This window comes from Streptomyces sp. NPDC047982, assembly GCF_043204165.1.
Classification (GTDB): Bacteria; Actinomycetota; Actinomycetes; order Streptomycetales; family Streptomycetaceae; genus Streptomyces.
Window position 1 is genome coordinate 168,412 of record NZ_JBIDBS010000001.1, and the last position, 15,653, is coordinate 184,064.

Genomic DNA, 15,653 nt, shown 5'->3' on the forward strand with positions numbered 1-15,653 from the left:
CCTCTCGGCCCCGCACGCCCCCGGGTCACCAGGCCGCCCCGGTCACTCGACGCACGCACGCCCCGGCGCACGGACCACCCGGTTTCCGTACCGCCGACGTACGCGCGCCGCGGAGGGGAAGAGATGTCGCGACACCGATGCGCGCCCGTACACCGGGCCACCCTTCCTACGTGCTTCCGTGGAGTGATCCCCTTCATGAATGTTTCCCGCATCGCCCTGACGGGCGGCATCGCCGCGTCCACCGTCCTTCTTCTCGCGGGCACCGCCTCCGCGCACGTGTCCGTACAGCCGCTGGGCGAGGCCGCCAAGGGCGGCTACGCGACGGTCGACATCAAGGTCCCCAACGAGCGCGACAACGCCTCGACGGTCAAGCTCGAAGTCAGCTTCCCGACCGACCACCCGCTGGCCTCGGTCACGCCGCAGGCCGTGCCCGGCTGGGACATCCAGGTCACCAAGAGCAAGCTGGACAAGCCGCTCGACATGCACGGCAAGAAGATCGTCGAGGCCGTCTCCAAGGTCACCTGGACCGCCGAGGGCGCCAAGGAGGAGGCCGGTATCCGCCCGGGCTACTTCCAGCAGTTCCCGCTGTCCATCGGCCAGCTGCCCGAGGACGCCGACCAGCTCGTGTTCAAGGCCATCCAGACGTACGACAACAAGGAAGTCGTCCGCTGGATCGAGGAGCCGAAGGACGGGGCCGCCGAGCCGGAGAGCCCGGCGCCGGTCCTCAAGCTGACCGCGGCGGCCGACGGTGGCCACGGCGCGGGCGCCGACGACAAGAACGGTGCCGGGGCCGCGCACGAGTCGGACGAGCGCACGACGGCCTCCGCGGAGACGTCCGACTCGTCGGACAGCGACACCACGGCCCGCGTCCTCGGCATCGTCGGGATCGTCGTCGGCGCCGCGGGGGTGGCCTTCGGCGTCCTCACGGGCCGTCGCCGCAACGCCTGACCGGGCCTGCCGTCCGGTGCCGGTCCACGGCGCCGCGGCACATGCCCGGCTCCGTGGCTCCACCCGCCCGTACGACGCGGTGCGGCTGCGCGGCACCACCGATACCCAGGGCTCGTACGTCCCGTTCGATCCCCCGGTCCCATCCACCCGCCGGCCCCATCGCCCCTCCAGTTCCATCGAACCGACCCACCAGTCCCCCTCGACCCACCAGGATTCAGTGCTCCATGCGTAAGAAAACAGTGCTGGCCGCGGCGTTCGTCGCCGCGGCCGCGCTCACCCTGTCCGCCTGCGGCGACGACACCGCCAAGGGTCCCGTGGCCGATGTCTCCGCCCCTGCCAAGACCAAGGCCGCGACGGTGCTCGACCAGCCGTTCACCAAGCCCGACCTCGTCCTCACGGACACCCACGGGAAGAAGTACGACCTTCGCGAGCAGACGAAGGGCAAGCCGACACTGATCTACTTCGGCTACACCAACTGCCCCGACGTCTGCCCGCTCATCATGAGCAACATCGCCATCGCCAAGAAGTCCCTCCCCAAGGCCGACCAGGACAACCTCCGGGTCGTCTTCGTCACCACCGATCCTGAACGGGACACCCCCTCCTCGCTGGGCGCCTGGCTCAAGGCACAGGACCCCTCCTTCATCGGCCTCACCGGTGACTTCCCGACCATCCAGGCGGGCGCGCGCCAGATCGGCATCGGCATCGACGCGCCGAAGAAGGAGAAGGACGGGACGGTCGTCTCGATGCACGGCTCCCAGGTCGTCGCGTTCTCCCCGAAAACCGACAAGGGCTACCTGATCTACAGCGAGGACACCTCGCCCGACGACTACACCAAAGACCTTCCGAAGATCATCAAGGGGGAGAACCCGTGAACCGCCGTACCGCCATCGCCTGTGCCGCCGCCCTCGCCACCGGGGTGGCACTGACACTGACAGGATGCTCGACCGCGAGCGACGAGCCCGAACTGGAGGTGACCGGGGCGTTCATGCCGCAGCCGGTCGACCACATGGCGGCGGGCTTCCTCGTCGTGAAGAACAGCGGCGGCGCGTCCGACCGGCTCACCTCGGTCACCAGCCCCCTCTCGGACGACGTCTCGATGCACGAGACGAAGAACGGGGCGATGCGCATGGTGAAGTCCTTCGACATACCCGCGGGCGGCCGGCTCGATCTGGAACGCGGCGGAAACCACCTCATGTTCATGAAGCTCAAGGAACAGCCCAAGCAGGGTGACAAGGTGTCCGTCGAGCTGCACTTCGAGAAGGCCGACACGATCAAGGTCGACCTTCCTGTGAAGGAGAGCACCTACAACCCGAAGAAACAGTGAGGGACTGACACGTCATGACAGCCACCGCCCCACACTTCGGACCGTCCCCGTCCCTTTCCGCGATGCGCCGCCCCCTGGCCGCGGCCGCGCTCCTCGCCGCCCTCGTCAGCATGGTGTTCGGCCTGCTGCTGGGCGGCGCGGGCCCCGCGTCCGCGCACGCCGCGCTCACGAGGAGCGATCCGCAGGACGGGGCGGTGGTCGACACCGCTCCCCAGGACATCAAGCTCAGCTTCTCCGAGTCCGTCGCACTCGGCGACGACTCCATCAAGGTCCTGGACCCCAGCGGCAAACGCGCCGACACCGGCGCCGCACCACAGGATCTGATGTGCGGCTCCACCATGGAGTACAGCGTCCCGCTGCGCTCCGGGTTGCCCAACGGTACGTACACCGTCGCCTGGCAGGCCGTATCGGCGGACAGCCACCCCATCTCGGGCGCCTTCACCTTCTCCGTCGGAGCGCCCTCGAAGACCGCCGTCGCCCTCCCCGCGAACGAGACCAGCGGCGGCCTCGTCGGCACCCTCTACGACATCGCGCGCTACGCCGCCTACGCCGGTTTCATCCTGCTGGTGGGCGGCGCCGCCTTCGTGCTGGTCTGCTGGCCGCGCGGTGCGGGCGCGCGACCACTGCAGCGCCTGGTCGTACGGGGCTGGATGACGCTCACCGTCGCCACCCTGGCGATGCTGATGCTGCGCGGCCCCTACACCGGCTCGGGGAAGCTCGCGGACGTCTTCGACCTCGACGAGCTGAAGGCCGTGCTGGACACGAAGCCCGGGGCGGCACTCGTTTCCCGGCTGCTGCTGCTCGGCGTCTCCGCGCTCTTCATCGCCGTGCTGTTCGGGGCGTACGCGCGCACGCAGACGGGGCGCGAGGACGAGCGCGAGCGGAAGGACCTCACGTTCGGACTGGCCGCGGGCGGGGTGGTGATCGCCGCGGGGATCGCCGGTACCTGGTCACTCGCCGAGCACGCCTCGGCGGGCCTCCAGCCCGGCATCGCGATGCCGGTCGACCTGCTCCATCTCCTGGCCGTCGCCGCCTGGCTGGGCGGGCTGGCGGCACTGCTCGTCGCGCTGTACCGGACTCCGGACGTCGATGCCGTGGCGGTGGGGCGTTTCTCCCGTGTCGCGTTCGGCAGCGTGCTGGTGCTCACCGCCACCGGGCTCTACCAGTCCTGGCGCCAGGTGGGCAGTTGGTCCGCGCTCACCGGCACGGACTACGGGCAGCTGCTGCTCGTGAAGGTGGCACTCGTCGCCGTCATGGTCCAGATCGCCTGGAGCTCACGCCGCTGGACCGCGCGGCTGGTCGTGGGCGCTGCCGGTGCTCGTGCCGGTGCAAATGCCGCTACGGAGCGACGCGATGGCGACGGTGCCGAGGCCGGTACGGAGGAGCGGCGCGACGACGACGGCGCGGATACCGGTAGCGAGAGTGCCGGAGCCGCCGTGGCGGACACCTGCGCGGATACCGGCGTCGGCGCCAGCACCACCGATGCGGACTCACCGGCCCCCCGCGCACCGGGCGACGACACGTCGGAATCGGCGTCCTCATCGGCGTCGGGGGCGGGGGCGGCCTCCACGTCGGCGTCAGGGGCCGAGGACCCCGCGCGCGCCGCACAGCTCGCCCGGCAGAGGGCCGCCGTGGCCACCGCCGCGAAGAAGCGGCTCCGCGATGCCGACCCCGACCGCTCGGGCCTGCGCCGTTCGGTCCTGGCGGAGGTCGGTGTCGCCGTCGCGCTCCTGGCCGTGACGACCGTGCTGACCTCGACCGAGCCGGCGCGTACCGAGGAGGAGGCCCGCGGCTCCACGACGTCGGCCGCCCCGGCGGCCGAGGGACCGGTCTCTGTGAAGCTGCCGTTCGACACGGGCGGCGAGAACGGCAAGGGAACGGTGCGCGTGGACGTCGCCCCCGGCCGTACCGGCACCAACGAGCTCCATATCTGGGTCGATGGCCCCGGGGGCAAGGCCATGGACGTCCCCGAGCTGAAGGTCGCCTTCACCTTGGAGTCCAAGGGCATCGGCCCTCTCCCCGCCGTCCCCACCCGGTTCGCCGAGGGCCACTGGACCGCGAGCGGCGTCCAGATCCCGATGGCGGGCGACTGGAGGGTCGCAGTGACCGTGCGTACCTCGGACATCGACCAGACGACCATCGACAAAAAAGTGAAGATCGGCTGAGCGGAATCGTGAGCGGAAACATCAAGAGCGCCAACGGCAATACGACCAGCAGGAACGACAAAGGCACGGACGGAAGCAGCGGTGGAAACAACGCCACCGACAGGAGCGGCGAGAGCGGCGGCCACGGCGGCCTCTCCCGGCGGCGGCTGCTGGGCGGTGTGGGCGCGACCGGCGCCGCCGGCCTGGTGCTGGGGGCGGCCGGCGGTGCGACCGGCTATGCCGCGACCCGGCCCGACGCGCCGACCGCTCTGACCACGGTCGGCTCCACGCGGGTGATGTTTCACGGGAAACACCAACCGGGGATTACCACTCCGCTTCAGGCATGCGGCCATCTCGTCGCCTTCGACCTGGCGCCCGGAGCGGGCCGGAAGGAAGCGGCCGCCCTGATGCGCCGCTGGTCGGACGTGGCCCGGCGTCTCATGGCCGGTGAACCCGCGGCCGGCGGTGCTGCGGACGGCACGGCCCACGACACCGGGATCTCCCTGGACGCCGGACCGTCCTCGCTGACCATCACCTTCGGTTTCGGACGCACGTTCTTCGATCGCACCGGCCTGGTCGACCGCCGCCCGCCGGGGCTCGACCCGCTGCCCCCGTTCTCCAACGACCACATCGATCCCAAGCGCTCCGACGGTGACCTCTGGGTGCAGATCGGCGCCGACGACGCACTCGTCGCCTTCCACGCACTGCGCGCCGTACAGAAGGAGGCCGCCGGGTCCGCCCGAGTCCGCTGGCAGATGAACGGCTTCAACCGCACTCCCGGTGCCACCGCGCGGCCGATGACCGCCCGCAACCTGATGGGCCAGGTCGACGGCACCGCCAATCCGGAGCCCACCGACGACGACTTCGACCGCCGCGTCTTCGTCCCGGCCGGGACGGGCGCCGACTACGCGTGGCTGGCCGATGGTTCGTACGCGGTCCTGCGCCGGATCAGGATGCTGCTCGACGACTGGGAGAAGCTTCCGGTGGACCAGCAGGAACGGGTCATAGGGCGACGCAAGAAGGACGGCTCCCCTCTCAGTGGTGGCTCCGAGACCACCCCCATGGACCTCGACAAGGCCGGTCCCGACGGCAGGCTCCTGATCCCGGACAACGCTCACGCCCGGATCTCCTCCCCCCAGAAGAACAGTGGCGCAGCCATGCTGAGGCGCCCGTTCTCCTACCACGACGGCATCGCGGCGGACGGGACTCCGGATGCCGGACTACTGTTCATCTGCTGGCAGGCGGATCCGTTGCGCGGGTTCGTTCCGGTGCAGCGCAAGCTGGACCGGGGAGACGCGCTGTCGCCCTTCATCCGGCACGAGGCCAGTGGCCTGTTCGCGGTTCCCGGCGGAGCGGCGGACGGCGAGTACGTGGGGCAGCGACTCCTGGATTCATGAGCCCTCGGAGCACACCCGCGCCCTGACCGGCAATGGCTGCCCGGGGAAGGAGCGTCCGTCCGGTGCCGTGGCAGCGCGGGACTGCCGGAAGCCCTCGGTGGGGGTCTCCCCTGCTCGAACGAAGTCGAGAGCTCGGGAAGGGCGCTGGGGTGCGCTCGTGGCCGAACGCCGCGAGCAGCGTGCCGACGGTGCGACGAGGAAAAGGCGGTACGACAAGGCGGACGGCTCGACGAGGAAGACGATGCCAGGAGGGCACTAGGGTGACGGTATGTCCGCCACGCGCTACGCCTATCTCGGCCCTGAAGGCACCTTCACCGAGGTCGCCCTCCGTACGCTCCCGGAAGCCGCCACCCGCGAACTCGTACCGATGGTCTCCGTACCGGCGGCCCTGGACGCGGTGCGCAGCGGAGCCGCCGCCGCGGCGCTCGTGCCGATCGAGAACTCCGTCGAGGGCGGCATCACCACGACACTCGACGAGCTGGCCACCGGCGAGCCGCTGATGATCTACCGCGAGGTGCTGCTCTCCATCAGCTTCGCGCTGCTGGTGCGGCCAGGGACCCAGCTGTCCGACGTCAAGTCGGTCGCCGCGCATCCGGCCGCGCAGCCGCAGGTGCGCAACTGGATGGCCGCCCATCTCCCGGACGCCGTGTGGGAATCCGCGGCGTCCAACGCGGATGGTGCCCGGCTGGTGCAGGAGGGGCGGTACGACGCCGCCTTCGCCGGTGAGTTCGCGGCGGCGACGTACGGCCTGGAAGCGCTGGTCACCGAGATCCACGACGCGGAGAACGCGCAGACCCGCTTCGTCCTGGTGGGCCGCCCCGCCCGGCCCGCCGCGCCGACGGGTGCGGACAAGACATCGGTGGTCATCTGGCTCGGCGAGGACCAGCCCGGTGCGTTGCTCGAACTGCTCCAGGAGTTCGCGGTGCGCGGGGTGAACCTGATGCTGATCCAGTCGCGGCCGACGGGCGCGGGCATCGGCAACTACTGCTTCGCGGTGGACGCCGAGGGTCACATCGCGGACCGGCGCGTCGGCGAGGCGCTGATGGGCCTGAAGCGGATCTGCCCGAGCGTGCGGTTCCTCGGGTCGTACCCGCGGGCCGGGGTGGAGCCGAAGGATGTACGGCCGCTGCGGCCCGGTACGTCGGACGCGGAGTTCACCGAGGCCGCCGACTGGCTGGCCCGGAACCTGGACGGCCGGGCCTGACGCCCGTCCACGAAGGCACGGGAGCGGAGCCGAGCGTGGGGACGGGACCGCGAGCGAGGCCAGGGCCGAGCACAGAACCGATACCACCAGTCGATTTTCGGCAGCCAGCGCACTGTCCAGAAGTTATCCACAGAATTGGATCTCGACCTGGGGACAAGTCGACATCACCATGCGACATGATCGACATATCACCCCGATCGACTCGGGCGCATCCACAGCCGCTCGGCCCGACCAAACTCCTCGACGTCGGCCCAATTCCGACAATCAGCCCTGAGGAGCGGAGGATTACCGCCCGAACGGGTGCTCCTGGCAGGTTTGGGAGGAGATTTTGTGCCCCACGGCATCACTTTTGGAGCACACCCCTCCGGTATCCACAGACCCTCCTCACAGCCTGTGGATAACTCGCATCAACGTCGACACCTGTGGACAAGCAGGTCCCAACTCTCGCCGCGCGCACGCCAGATACGTCAAGGAAGCCAGCACCCTCTCCCCATCATTTGAGGAGTAAGGTCTTTTTCGTTGGCCAAGCAGATCCGACGCCGAAGCCAAACGGGCTCGATGCCGAGTGCACAATATCCTCACGAGTTGCCAATTCCACCAATTCAGGCAAAATGACACGCTCGGCGATATCGGTTCGAGCTGTGGAAGCGCGCACCGGTAGCCTGGAGGGGTGATTGACCTTCGCCTGCTCCGTGAGGACCCCGACCGTGTTCGCGCCTCCCAGCGCGCCCGTGGAGAGGACGTCGCCCTCGTCGACGCCCTTCTCTCCGCCGACGAGCGGCGCAGGTCGTCCGGCGTCCGCTTCGACGAACTCCGTTCCGAGCAGAAGTCGCTCGGCAAGCTCATCCCCAAGGCGGAGCCCGAGGAGCGCGCCGAGCTGCTCAAGCGGGCCGAGCAGCTGAAGGCCGAGGTCAAGGCGGCGGACGCGGCACAGGACGAGGCCGACGCCGAGGCCAGGAGCCTGATGCTGCAGATCGGCAACATCGTCCACGAGGACGTGCCGGTCGGTGGCGAGGAGGACTTCGTCGTCCTGGAGACCCACGGCACGATCCGTGACTTCGGGGCCGAGGGCTTCGAGCCCAGGGACCACCTGGAGCTCGGCGAGATGCTCGGCGCCATCGACATGGAGCGCGGCGCCAAGGTCTCGGGATCGCGCTTCTACTACCTGACGGGCGTCGGCGCATTGCTGGAGCTCGCCCTCGTCAACGCGGCGATCGCGCAGGCCACCGAGGCCGGCTTCGTCCCGATGCTGACGCCCGCGCTGGTCCGCCCGCGCGCCATGGAGGGCACCGGCTTCCTCGGCCAGGCCGCGGAGAACGTGTACCACCTGGAGAAGGACGACTTCTACCTGGTCGGCACCTCCGAGGTTCCGCTCGCCGCGTACCACATGGACGAGATCATCGAGGCCGAGAAGCTGCCGCTGCGGTACGCGGGCTTCTCGCCGTGCTACCGCCGCGAGGCCGGCACGTACGGCAAGGACACCCGGGGCATCTTCCGCGTCCACCAGTTCGACAAGGTGGAGATGTTCTCGTACGTCGACCCGGCGGACGCCGAGGCCGAGCACCGCAGGCTCCTCGACTGGGAGAAGCAGTGGCTCACCTCCCTTGAGCTGCCGTTCCAGGTGATCGATGTCGCCACCGGCGATCTGGGGGCCTCGGCCGCCCGCAAGTTCGACTGCGAGGCGTGGATCCCGACCCAGGGCAAGTACCGCGAGCTGACGTCCGCGTCGAACTGCGACAGCTTCCAGGCGCGCCGCCTGTCCGTCCGGATGCGCGACACCCACGACGGCAAGAAGGTCCTCCAGCCGCTGGCCACCCTGAACGGCACGCTCTGCGCCGTACCGCGCACGATCGTGGCGCTGCTGGAGAACCACCAGCTGGCCGACGGTTCGGTACGTGTCCCCGAGGTGCTCCGGCCGTATCTGGGCGGGCGCGAGGTGCTGGAACCGGTCGCCAAGTGACCTTTCCGTACAAACTCGTCGCGACCGACCTCGACGGCACGCTCCTGCGCAACGACGAGACGGTCTCCGAGCGCACCCGTGCGGCACTGACCGCGACTGCCGCGGCCGGTGCCGCGCACCTCATCGTCACCGGCCGCGGCGTGCCGTGGACTCGTCACATCCTGGACGCCCTCGGCTACGAGGGCCTCGCGGTCTGCGGCCAGGGAGCGCAGGTCTACCACGCGGGCGAGCACAGGCTGCTGACCTCGCTGACGCTGGACCGGCAACTCGCCGGACTCGCGCTGTCCAAGATCGAGGCCGAGGTCGGCCCGCTGGCGCTGGCGGCGGGCCGTGACGGGCTCGACGGAGAAGTGGTGATCGGCCCCGGCTACCGAGTCCATGACGGACCGCTGCCGTCCGTCATGGCGAAGGACCCGGCCGAGCTGTGGGCGGCCCCGCTGAACAAGGTGTACATCCAGCACCCGAAGCTGGACGACGACGCACTGACGACGGCCGCGCGAGCGGCCGTCGGCAATCTGGTGGACGTGGTCATGGCCGGCCCGGGCACGGTGGAGATCCTCCCACTGGGGCTGAGCAAAGCGACCGGGCTCTCGCTCGCCGCACGCCGCCTCGGCGTGAAGGCGGCGGACACGCTGGCCTTTGGTGACATGCCGAACGACATCCCGATGTTCGCCTGGGCGCGGCGGGGTGTGGCCATGGCCAACGCGCACGAGGACCTGAAGGCCGTGGCCCAGGAGGTCACGGCTTCCAACGAGGACGACGGTATCGCCGTGTTCCTGGAGCGGCTCCTCTGAGCCCCATACCAAAATTGGCTCCAAGCCCTCTCGTCGAACCGCCGCCTGCCGTGCGACGCCCGCACCTGCCCGAGCTCTCGGCTCCGCTCGCGAGACACCATCCCTCGGCATTGTCGGAGTCGTCACCGTACGTCCCGTACGAGACCGATCCTCCGCCTTGCCATTGCACGCAGCAGACGCCGCACGGCCCGGCCTCGGGCCGAACGCTCGATGACCGACCCAGTGGGCTCTCCCCCGTCGGCATCGGCAATCCCCGATTCACGAACGCCACGACGCCACGGATTCCAGGTGCCTCCACGCACCCCGCAGAACGAACCGATAACCGTGCAGTTACGTGCACTTGAGCCCGACACACGTCAACCCCCGTCCTTCGGACGAGGGTTGACAAGGACGACTCACCAGGGAGGACGCGCCCCTCCTCCCTGGCCGGGCTCACTCCTCCCCGGCCAGCTTCAGCGTGCGCAGCTTCTGACCGGCGTACCAGGTCGCCGCCACCGTGACGACGACCAGCAGGACGGTCGCGACCGGCAGCCCGACGTCGGAGGTGATCGCACCGGCCCCGCCGACCTTCTCGGCCACCGCGAGGGACCACTGCTGCACGCTGAGCGTGCGCGCCCCCGGCACCAGCGTGCCGAACAGGGCCTCCCACACCAGCGCGTAGACGAGGCCGAAAACCACCGCGTGCCGACTGATGGTGCCCAGCAGCAGGAACAGCGAGCTGTACGCGATCGAGGCGACCAGTGCCGCGATGGTGTACGCCACCGCGATCTGCTGACCGTTGCCGTTGAGGATCAGGCCCGCGATCAGCGTGGGCAGCGCGGAGAAGACCATCGTGACCGCGATGGACACGATCAGCTTGGTGACGATGATCGTCGGCCGCTTCACCGGCTTGGCCAGCAGATAGACGATCGATCCGTCGTCGATCTCAGGACCGATGGCCCCGGTTCCGGCGATCACGCCGATCAGCGGCACCATCGTGGCGATGGCGAAGCCTCCCAGTACGTCCGACGCGATCTGGTCGTCGGCTCCGGCGAACACCCGTACCGCCACGGCGATGGCCACCAGCAGCACCGGCAGGACGAAGAGGATGGCGGCCCGGCGCCGGCCGAGCAGGGCCCGGTAGGTGAGCCGGGCGACTGTGGGGTCGTACATGACGATTCACAGCTCCTTTCAGGCCACTACTCAGGCGGCTACGAGATAGGAAAAGACCGATTCGAGGGACTCGTCGGACGGCGAAACGGTCAGAAGACGAATTCCGTGCTGGCGTGCCACCCTCGGCAGCAGTTCGGTGAAGCGCCCGAAGTCGACCGCCTGGATACGCAATGCCCGCTCGCCCAGGTCCACCTCGATACCGGCCGTCGACGGGTCGGCGATGAGCGCGGCGGCGAGGGCGCGGTCGTCGCTGGAGCGGACGAGATAGCGGTGGGGGCGGTCCGTCATCAGCCGGCGGATCTTCCGGAAGTCACCTGACGCCGCGTGCCGTCCCGCCACGATCACCTCGATGTGCGAGGCGAGTTGTTCGACCTCTTCGAGGATGTGGGAGGAGAAGAGCACGGTACGTCCCTCGGCCCCCATCCGCCTCAGCAGCTCCATCAGTTGCATCCGCTGACGCGGGTCCATCCCGTTGAACGGTTCGTCGAGGAGCAGCACCGACGGCTCGTGGACCAGGGCGGACGCCATCTTCACGCGCTGGCGCATGCCCTTGCTGTACGTGGAGATCTTCCGGTCCTGCGCGTACTCCATCTCGACCGTGGCCAGCGCCCGTCGCGCCTCCGCGTCGCCGAGGCCCTGGAGTTCGGCGTTGGCGACGACGAACTCACGGCCGGTGAGGAAGTCGTACATCGCCTCCCGCTCCGGAACGATGCCGATCTCCTTGTACACCGCCTCGTTCCGCCAGATCGCCCGTCCGTCGAGCGTGACGGTGCCCGTGGACGGGGCGAGGAAGCCGGCCATCATGTTGATCAGCGTGGACTTTCCCGCGCCGTTGGGCCCGAGCAGCCCGGTGACGCCCGGCCCCACCGTCATGCTCACGTCGTTGACGGCGACCACATTGCCGAACCAGCGCGAGGTGTGGTCGATCTCGATGGTGGTCACAGCCCGACCCTCCGGTAGCGGCGCATCAGTACGGCGTACGAGCCGGCGACGAGCGCGAGAACAACGATCAGATAGACCACGCCGACCCCGACCCCGGGGACCGCCCCGCCGGGGAAGGGCGAACCGGCGTCGAGGAACGCGGCCTGCACTCCACCGATCAGCGTGATCGGGGAGAACAGCCCCAGCCACTCGACGGCTCCCTCGGCACCCGTCTGCCAGGCGATGGCCTGCACCGTGGAGACCGCGCCGTAGGAGATGGTCAGTACGGCGATCACTGCGGCGACGCCGAAGCCGCGGCGCGGTGTCAGGGCCGCCATGACCAGTCCCAGCCCGGCGAAGAGCACGGAGAGCAGCGCCACCGATACCATTCCCTGTCCGAACCCCTTGGTCTGCTCGACGAAGTCGAACTTCCCCAACAGCGCGCCCGCGTAGAGGATGACGAGCGGCACACCGGTGAGGACGAGGAGCGCGGAAGCCATCGCCGCCAGCTTCGCGACCACGTAGTCGACACGCTCGATCGGCCGCGAGAAGTACAGAGGCACGCTCTTGAACCGCAGGTCCCGGGAGACCGACTGCGGGGCCTGTGCGGCCAGGAACAGGCCGATGACGGCCTGCATGTAGATCGCGTACGACGTGTACTTGATCTGCAGGGCCGTGCTGCCCGGAATGGAGATGGATACGGCCACGATGATCGCCGCCACCACGCACATCACGCCGAAGAGAAGCATCGGCAGCACCTTGGACTTGGCGGAACGTCCCAGTCCGAAGGCGCCCCGCAGGGACTGCGAGTACAGCGAGCGGCGCGCGTAGCCGCGGCCGAGCCGCGGGCCGTCGTAGGAGCGGTACCCGATGTTGTGGATCCGGGAGGTGTCGTTTCCGCTCACGGCCCCGGTCTGTGTGCTCGTCACGGCCGTTCCCCCTCTGCTGCAAGGCCCTTGCGGTCCACGGCCGCGACGGGCCCGGACGCACGCTGCGTGGACGCGGAATCGGTGGGCGTCGGCATCGGCGTGGTCCCTCCCGCGGCCCGTTCCGCGGCGCCGGTCACAGGCTCCCTTTCGGCGCGGAAGACCTCGGCGATGTGATGGCGCCGCTGTTCCATCCGCACGAGTCCGAGCCCGAGCGCGGCGACACTGTCGCGCACGATGTCGTACGTCTCCTCGCCGGTGGCCTCGACCAGCAGGATGTGGCCCGCGCCGGGCAGCCCCTGCCCGTCGAGACCGTCCTGGCCCACGAGACCGACGCCGGCCCGGACAAGGGCCCGGCGCAGCGCGTCCGTGCCGTCCGGGTGGGTGTCGCTGTCGGTGACCTCGACCGCGAGGGTCGTAGTGGTCTGGGTGAAGTCGCTGGTGGAGCTGGAGCGCAGCAGGGTGCCGCCGTCGATGACGACGACGTGGTCGCAGGTACGCTCCAGTTCGCCCAGGAGGTGCGAGGTGACCAGGACCGAGATGCCGAAGTCGGTGTGGACGCGTCGGATCAGCCCGAGCATCTCGTCGCGGCCGACCGGGTCCAGGCCGTTGGTGGGCTCGTCGAGCAGGACCAACCGTGGGTCGTGCACGAGCGCCTGGGCCAGCTTCACGCGTTGCTTCATGCCCGTCGAGTAGCCGCCGATGGGGCGGTAGCGCTCTTCGTACAGGCCGACGTGGCGCAGGGTGTCCGCCGTGCGCTCGCGCGCGGCCGTGGGCGGCAGACCGGACATCCGCGCCATGTGGACGACGAACTCGGTGGCCGAGACGTCCGGCGGCAGGCAGTCGTGCTCGGGCATGTACCCGACCCGCTCCCGGATGGCGGCGCCGTCGGTGGCGACATCGAGACCGAGCACCGTGGCCCGGCCCTCGGTGGCGGGGGACAGACCCAGCAGGATCTTGATCAATGTGGATTTACCGGCTCCGTTGGAACCCACCAGGCCGGTCACACCGGCCCCGATGTCCAGGGAGAGCCGGTCGAGCGCGGTCACCCGTGGGAACCGCTTGCTCAAGCTTTCGGTCGCGATGACAGTCACGGCTACGACGGTAGTGGCGCGGGCCACACCAGACATCAGCCCTGGGGTTGGATCGTGCCTCAGACTCCAGGTGGACAGGCCCGTAGGGGGACCACCGCACGGATGGAGATCCGCAACCGCCGCGGGTGCCCGCGGTCTTCCACAGGTCCCCGCGCACCCCTTGACGTAGCCGCGGGGCATTGTCACATTCATCAGTGTCACGTTACGAACACGTACCGCACGCGGCGGGGGACGGACGGTGGCATGACGTCGACAGCGAAGGACGAACGAGCCCCGGCACTGCGGGCGTTCGCGGAGGTGCAGCGTCTCGCGTACGCCTGCGCCGAGGCGGTCGCCGGGCGGCTCGCGCCGGGGGTGACGGAGCGCGCGGCAACCGCGAGGCACCGCTACTGGCCGCGGGAGCGCGGAGTCCGGGACTGGTTCCACCTCCCGTTCGCCTGGTTTCGGGGCCCGGACGGCGTTCCGGCATCGCGCATGTCCCTTCGGCGCCATCGCCCACAGGGTCGACCGCGTTCCCCGGCGCCGACGGTCCCCGCACGCGTTCGGCTTCGGCCCCCAGTCCCTCAAAGTGCTGCTGCAGGACGCGGTGCACGGCCACCGGGAGGGCTGGTCGCCGCTGTGAAGCCCGTACCGCTTCTCCGACCACCCGCCGCGGTCGGGGCTGTGGGGGGTCGAACCCACCTCGCCCGGCTCCCGGCCCGGTTCAGTCCCGGCGCGCTGCGCGGGATCGCGCGTCTGAAGCCGCCGCTGTGACCGGCACCGGGCAGTCGCCGCCGACGGCGACCGAGCGGTCCGCCGCCGAGTACCGGATCGAGGACCTGGCCCATGCCAGCGGAACCACGGTCCGCACGATCCGCGCCTACCAGGACCGCGGACTGCTGCCGACGCCGGAGCGGCGCGGCCGGGCCAATGTGTACCGGGACGGCCACGTGGCCCGGCTCCGGCGGATCGCGGACCTGCTGGACCGCGGTTACACCCTGGCCAGCATCAAGGAGCTGCTGGACGCCTGGGACGCCGGCCGCAGTCTGGGCGGTGTGCTCGGACTCGTCGCCGAAGTGCACGGTCCCTGGACGGACGAGCGGGCCGGCCGGATCACGCGGGACGAGCTGAACGCCCGGTTCGGCGGCAGCCCGGACGACGAGGCGGTCGCCGAGGCGGTGGGCCTCGGCGTGCTGGAGCGCGTCCCGGGGCGGGACGACGAGTTCCTGGTGCCCAGTCCGCAGGAACTCGCCTTGGCAGTGGAGTTGCACGCAGTCGGCGTTCCGCTCCGCTCGATCTCCGTCTATCTGAAGGAGCTTCGAGACCAGGTGGAGGAAATAGCGGCGCGTTTCCTGGAGTTCACCGCCGAACCCGTCTTCATGCGCCACCTGGGTCATCACCCGTCGACCGAGACGGACGCGACGGAGGCAGCCGCCCTGGTGCGCAGACCGCGCCCGCTCGCCCAGCAGACGGTGGACGCGGACCTCGCCCGTGCCATAAGGACGTTGGCCACCCTCCACCTACGTCATCAGCTGAGCACGCACGCGGCCTCCGCCACCGGATCCTCGGCCGCCGGAACGACCCCGGTACCTCTCCCACGGCAGACAATCGGTCGTGTGGGTCGACTGGTTGGGGTGGACAACGTCTGCGCGTTCATCACCGCCGCAGCGGAACGCGAGGTGCAGTCACGGACTTTGGACGCACTTGCCTCATCTCGCATCAAAGCGGAGGAGTTTGACCAAACCCCTTAAGTTGCCAGCGACTTGTCCACAGCGCACTCAACACGCTTGTGGATAAGCCGCGTTGGTTG

At 69.6% G+C, this 15,653-nt stretch carries 13 protein-coding genes and 1 pseudogene; 10 read left to right on the forward strand and 4 right to left on the reverse strand.

Annotated features, from left to right (window positions below):
- Nucleotides 1-195 precede the first annotated feature (195 nt).
- The 8 genes from ACGF2V_RS00740 (at nt 196) to ACGF2V_RS00775 (ending at nt 9,771) form a co-directional block, all read left to right on the forward strand.
- The gene (locus tag ACGF2V_RS00740) at nt 196-948 is read left to right on the forward strand and encodes a YcnI family protein (protein ID WP_362619742.1); all 753 of its coding nucleotides are present in this window, start codon (nt 196-198) and stop codon (nt 946-948) included.
- Nucleotides 949-1,172: 224 nt separating this feature from the next.
- The gene (locus ACGF2V_RS00745; protein WP_362619740.1) at nt 1,173-1,820 is read left to right on the forward strand and encodes an SCO family protein; all 648 of its coding nucleotides are present in this window, start codon (nt 1,173-1,175) and stop codon (nt 1,818-1,820) included.
- The gene (locus ACGF2V_RS00750; RefSeq protein WP_362619738.1) at nt 1,817-2,272 is read left to right on the forward strand and encodes a copper chaperone PCu(A)C; all 456 of its coding nucleotides are present in this window, start codon (nt 1,817-1,819) and stop codon (nt 2,270-2,272) included. The genes ACGF2V_RS00745 and ACGF2V_RS00750 overlap by 4 nt, the downstream gene beginning before the upstream one ends.
- A gap of 14 nt (nt 2,273-2,286) precedes the next feature.
- Nucleotides 2,287-4,437 (forward strand): copper resistance protein CopC, encoded by a 2,151-nt coding sequence (locus ACGF2V_RS00755; protein ID WP_362619736.1) that lies wholly within the window; start codon nt 2,287-2,289, stop codon nt 4,435-4,437.
- Between the two features lie 146 nt (nt 4,438-4,583).
- Nucleotides 4,584-5,813, forward strand: a complete 1,230-nt coding sequence (gene efeB, locus ACGF2V_RS00760) for an iron uptake transporter deferrochelatase/peroxidase subunit (protein WP_362619932.1) — start codon at nt 4,584-4,586, stop codon at nt 5,811-5,813.
- A gap of 268 nt (nt 5,814-6,081) precedes the next feature.
- Nucleotides 6,082-7,017 (forward strand): prephenate dehydratase, encoded by a 936-nt coding sequence (gene pheA, locus ACGF2V_RS00765; protein WP_362619734.1) that lies wholly within the window; start codon nt 6,082-6,084, stop codon nt 7,015-7,017.
- Nucleotides 7,018-7,687: 670 nt separating this feature from the next.
- Nucleotides 7,688-8,977 (forward strand): serine--tRNA ligase, encoded by a 1,290-nt coding sequence (serS, locus tag ACGF2V_RS00770; protein ID WP_362619732.1) that lies wholly within the window; start codon nt 7,688-7,690, stop codon nt 8,975-8,977.
- The gene (locus tag ACGF2V_RS00775; RefSeq protein WP_362705783.1) at nt 8,974-9,771 is read left to right on the forward strand and encodes an HAD family hydrolase; all 798 of its coding nucleotides are present in this window, start codon (nt 8,974-8,976) and stop codon (nt 9,769-9,771) included. The genes serS and ACGF2V_RS00775 overlap by 4 nt, the downstream gene beginning before the upstream one ends.
- A gap of 432 nt (nt 9,772-10,203) precedes the next feature.
- Here ACGF2V_RS00775 and ACGF2V_RS00780 read toward each other — a convergent pair whose 3' ends face one another.
- Genes ACGF2V_RS00780 through ACGF2V_RS00795 form a run of 4 tightly spaced genes read right to left on the reverse strand, consistent with a single transcriptional unit; the run spans nt 10,204 to nt 13,900 of the window.
- Nucleotides 10,204-10,923, reverse strand: a complete 720-nt coding sequence (locus tag ACGF2V_RS00780; RefSeq protein ID WP_362619728.1) for an ABC transporter permease — start codon at nt 10,921-10,923, stop codon at nt 10,204-10,206.
- Between the two features lie 30 nt (nt 10,924-10,953).
- On the reverse strand, nt 10,954-11,865 hold the full coding sequence (locus ACGF2V_RS00785; RefSeq protein WP_362619726.1) for an ABC transporter ATP-binding protein: 912 nt from the start codon (nt 11,863-11,865) through the stop codon (nt 10,954-10,956).
- Nucleotides 11,862-12,773 carry an ABC transporter permease gene (locus ACGF2V_RS00790; protein ID WP_362619724.1) on the reverse strand — a complete coding sequence of 304 codons (912 nt, stop codon included), beginning with the start codon at nt 12,771-12,773 and terminating at the stop codon, nt 11,862-11,864. The genes ACGF2V_RS00785 and ACGF2V_RS00790 overlap by 4 nt, the downstream gene beginning before the upstream one ends.
- Nucleotides 12,770-13,900 (reverse strand): ABC transporter ATP-binding protein, encoded by a 1,131-nt coding sequence (locus ACGF2V_RS00795; RefSeq protein WP_362705780.1) that lies wholly within the window; start codon nt 13,898-13,900, stop codon nt 12,770-12,772. Before ACGF2V_RS00795 ends, ACGF2V_RS00790 begins: the two co-directional genes overlap by 4 nt.
- A gap of 207 nt (nt 13,901-14,107) precedes the next feature.
- Here ACGF2V_RS00795 and ACGF2V_RS00800 point away from each other — a divergent pair.
- Together ACGF2V_RS00800 and ACGF2V_RS00805 are read left to right on the forward strand one after the other, a co-directional pair.
- Nucleotides 14,108-14,483 (forward strand): annotated as a pseudogene (locus ACGF2V_RS00800) (hypothetical protein); the annotation flags it as partial.
- A 130-nt stretch (nt 14,484-14,613) separates the two neighbouring features.
- On the forward strand, nt 14,614-15,594 hold the full coding sequence (locus tag ACGF2V_RS00805; protein ID WP_362705776.1) for a MerR family transcriptional regulator: 981 nt from the start codon (nt 14,614-14,616) through the stop codon (nt 15,592-15,594).
- Nucleotides 15,595-15,653 lie beyond the last annotated feature (59 nt).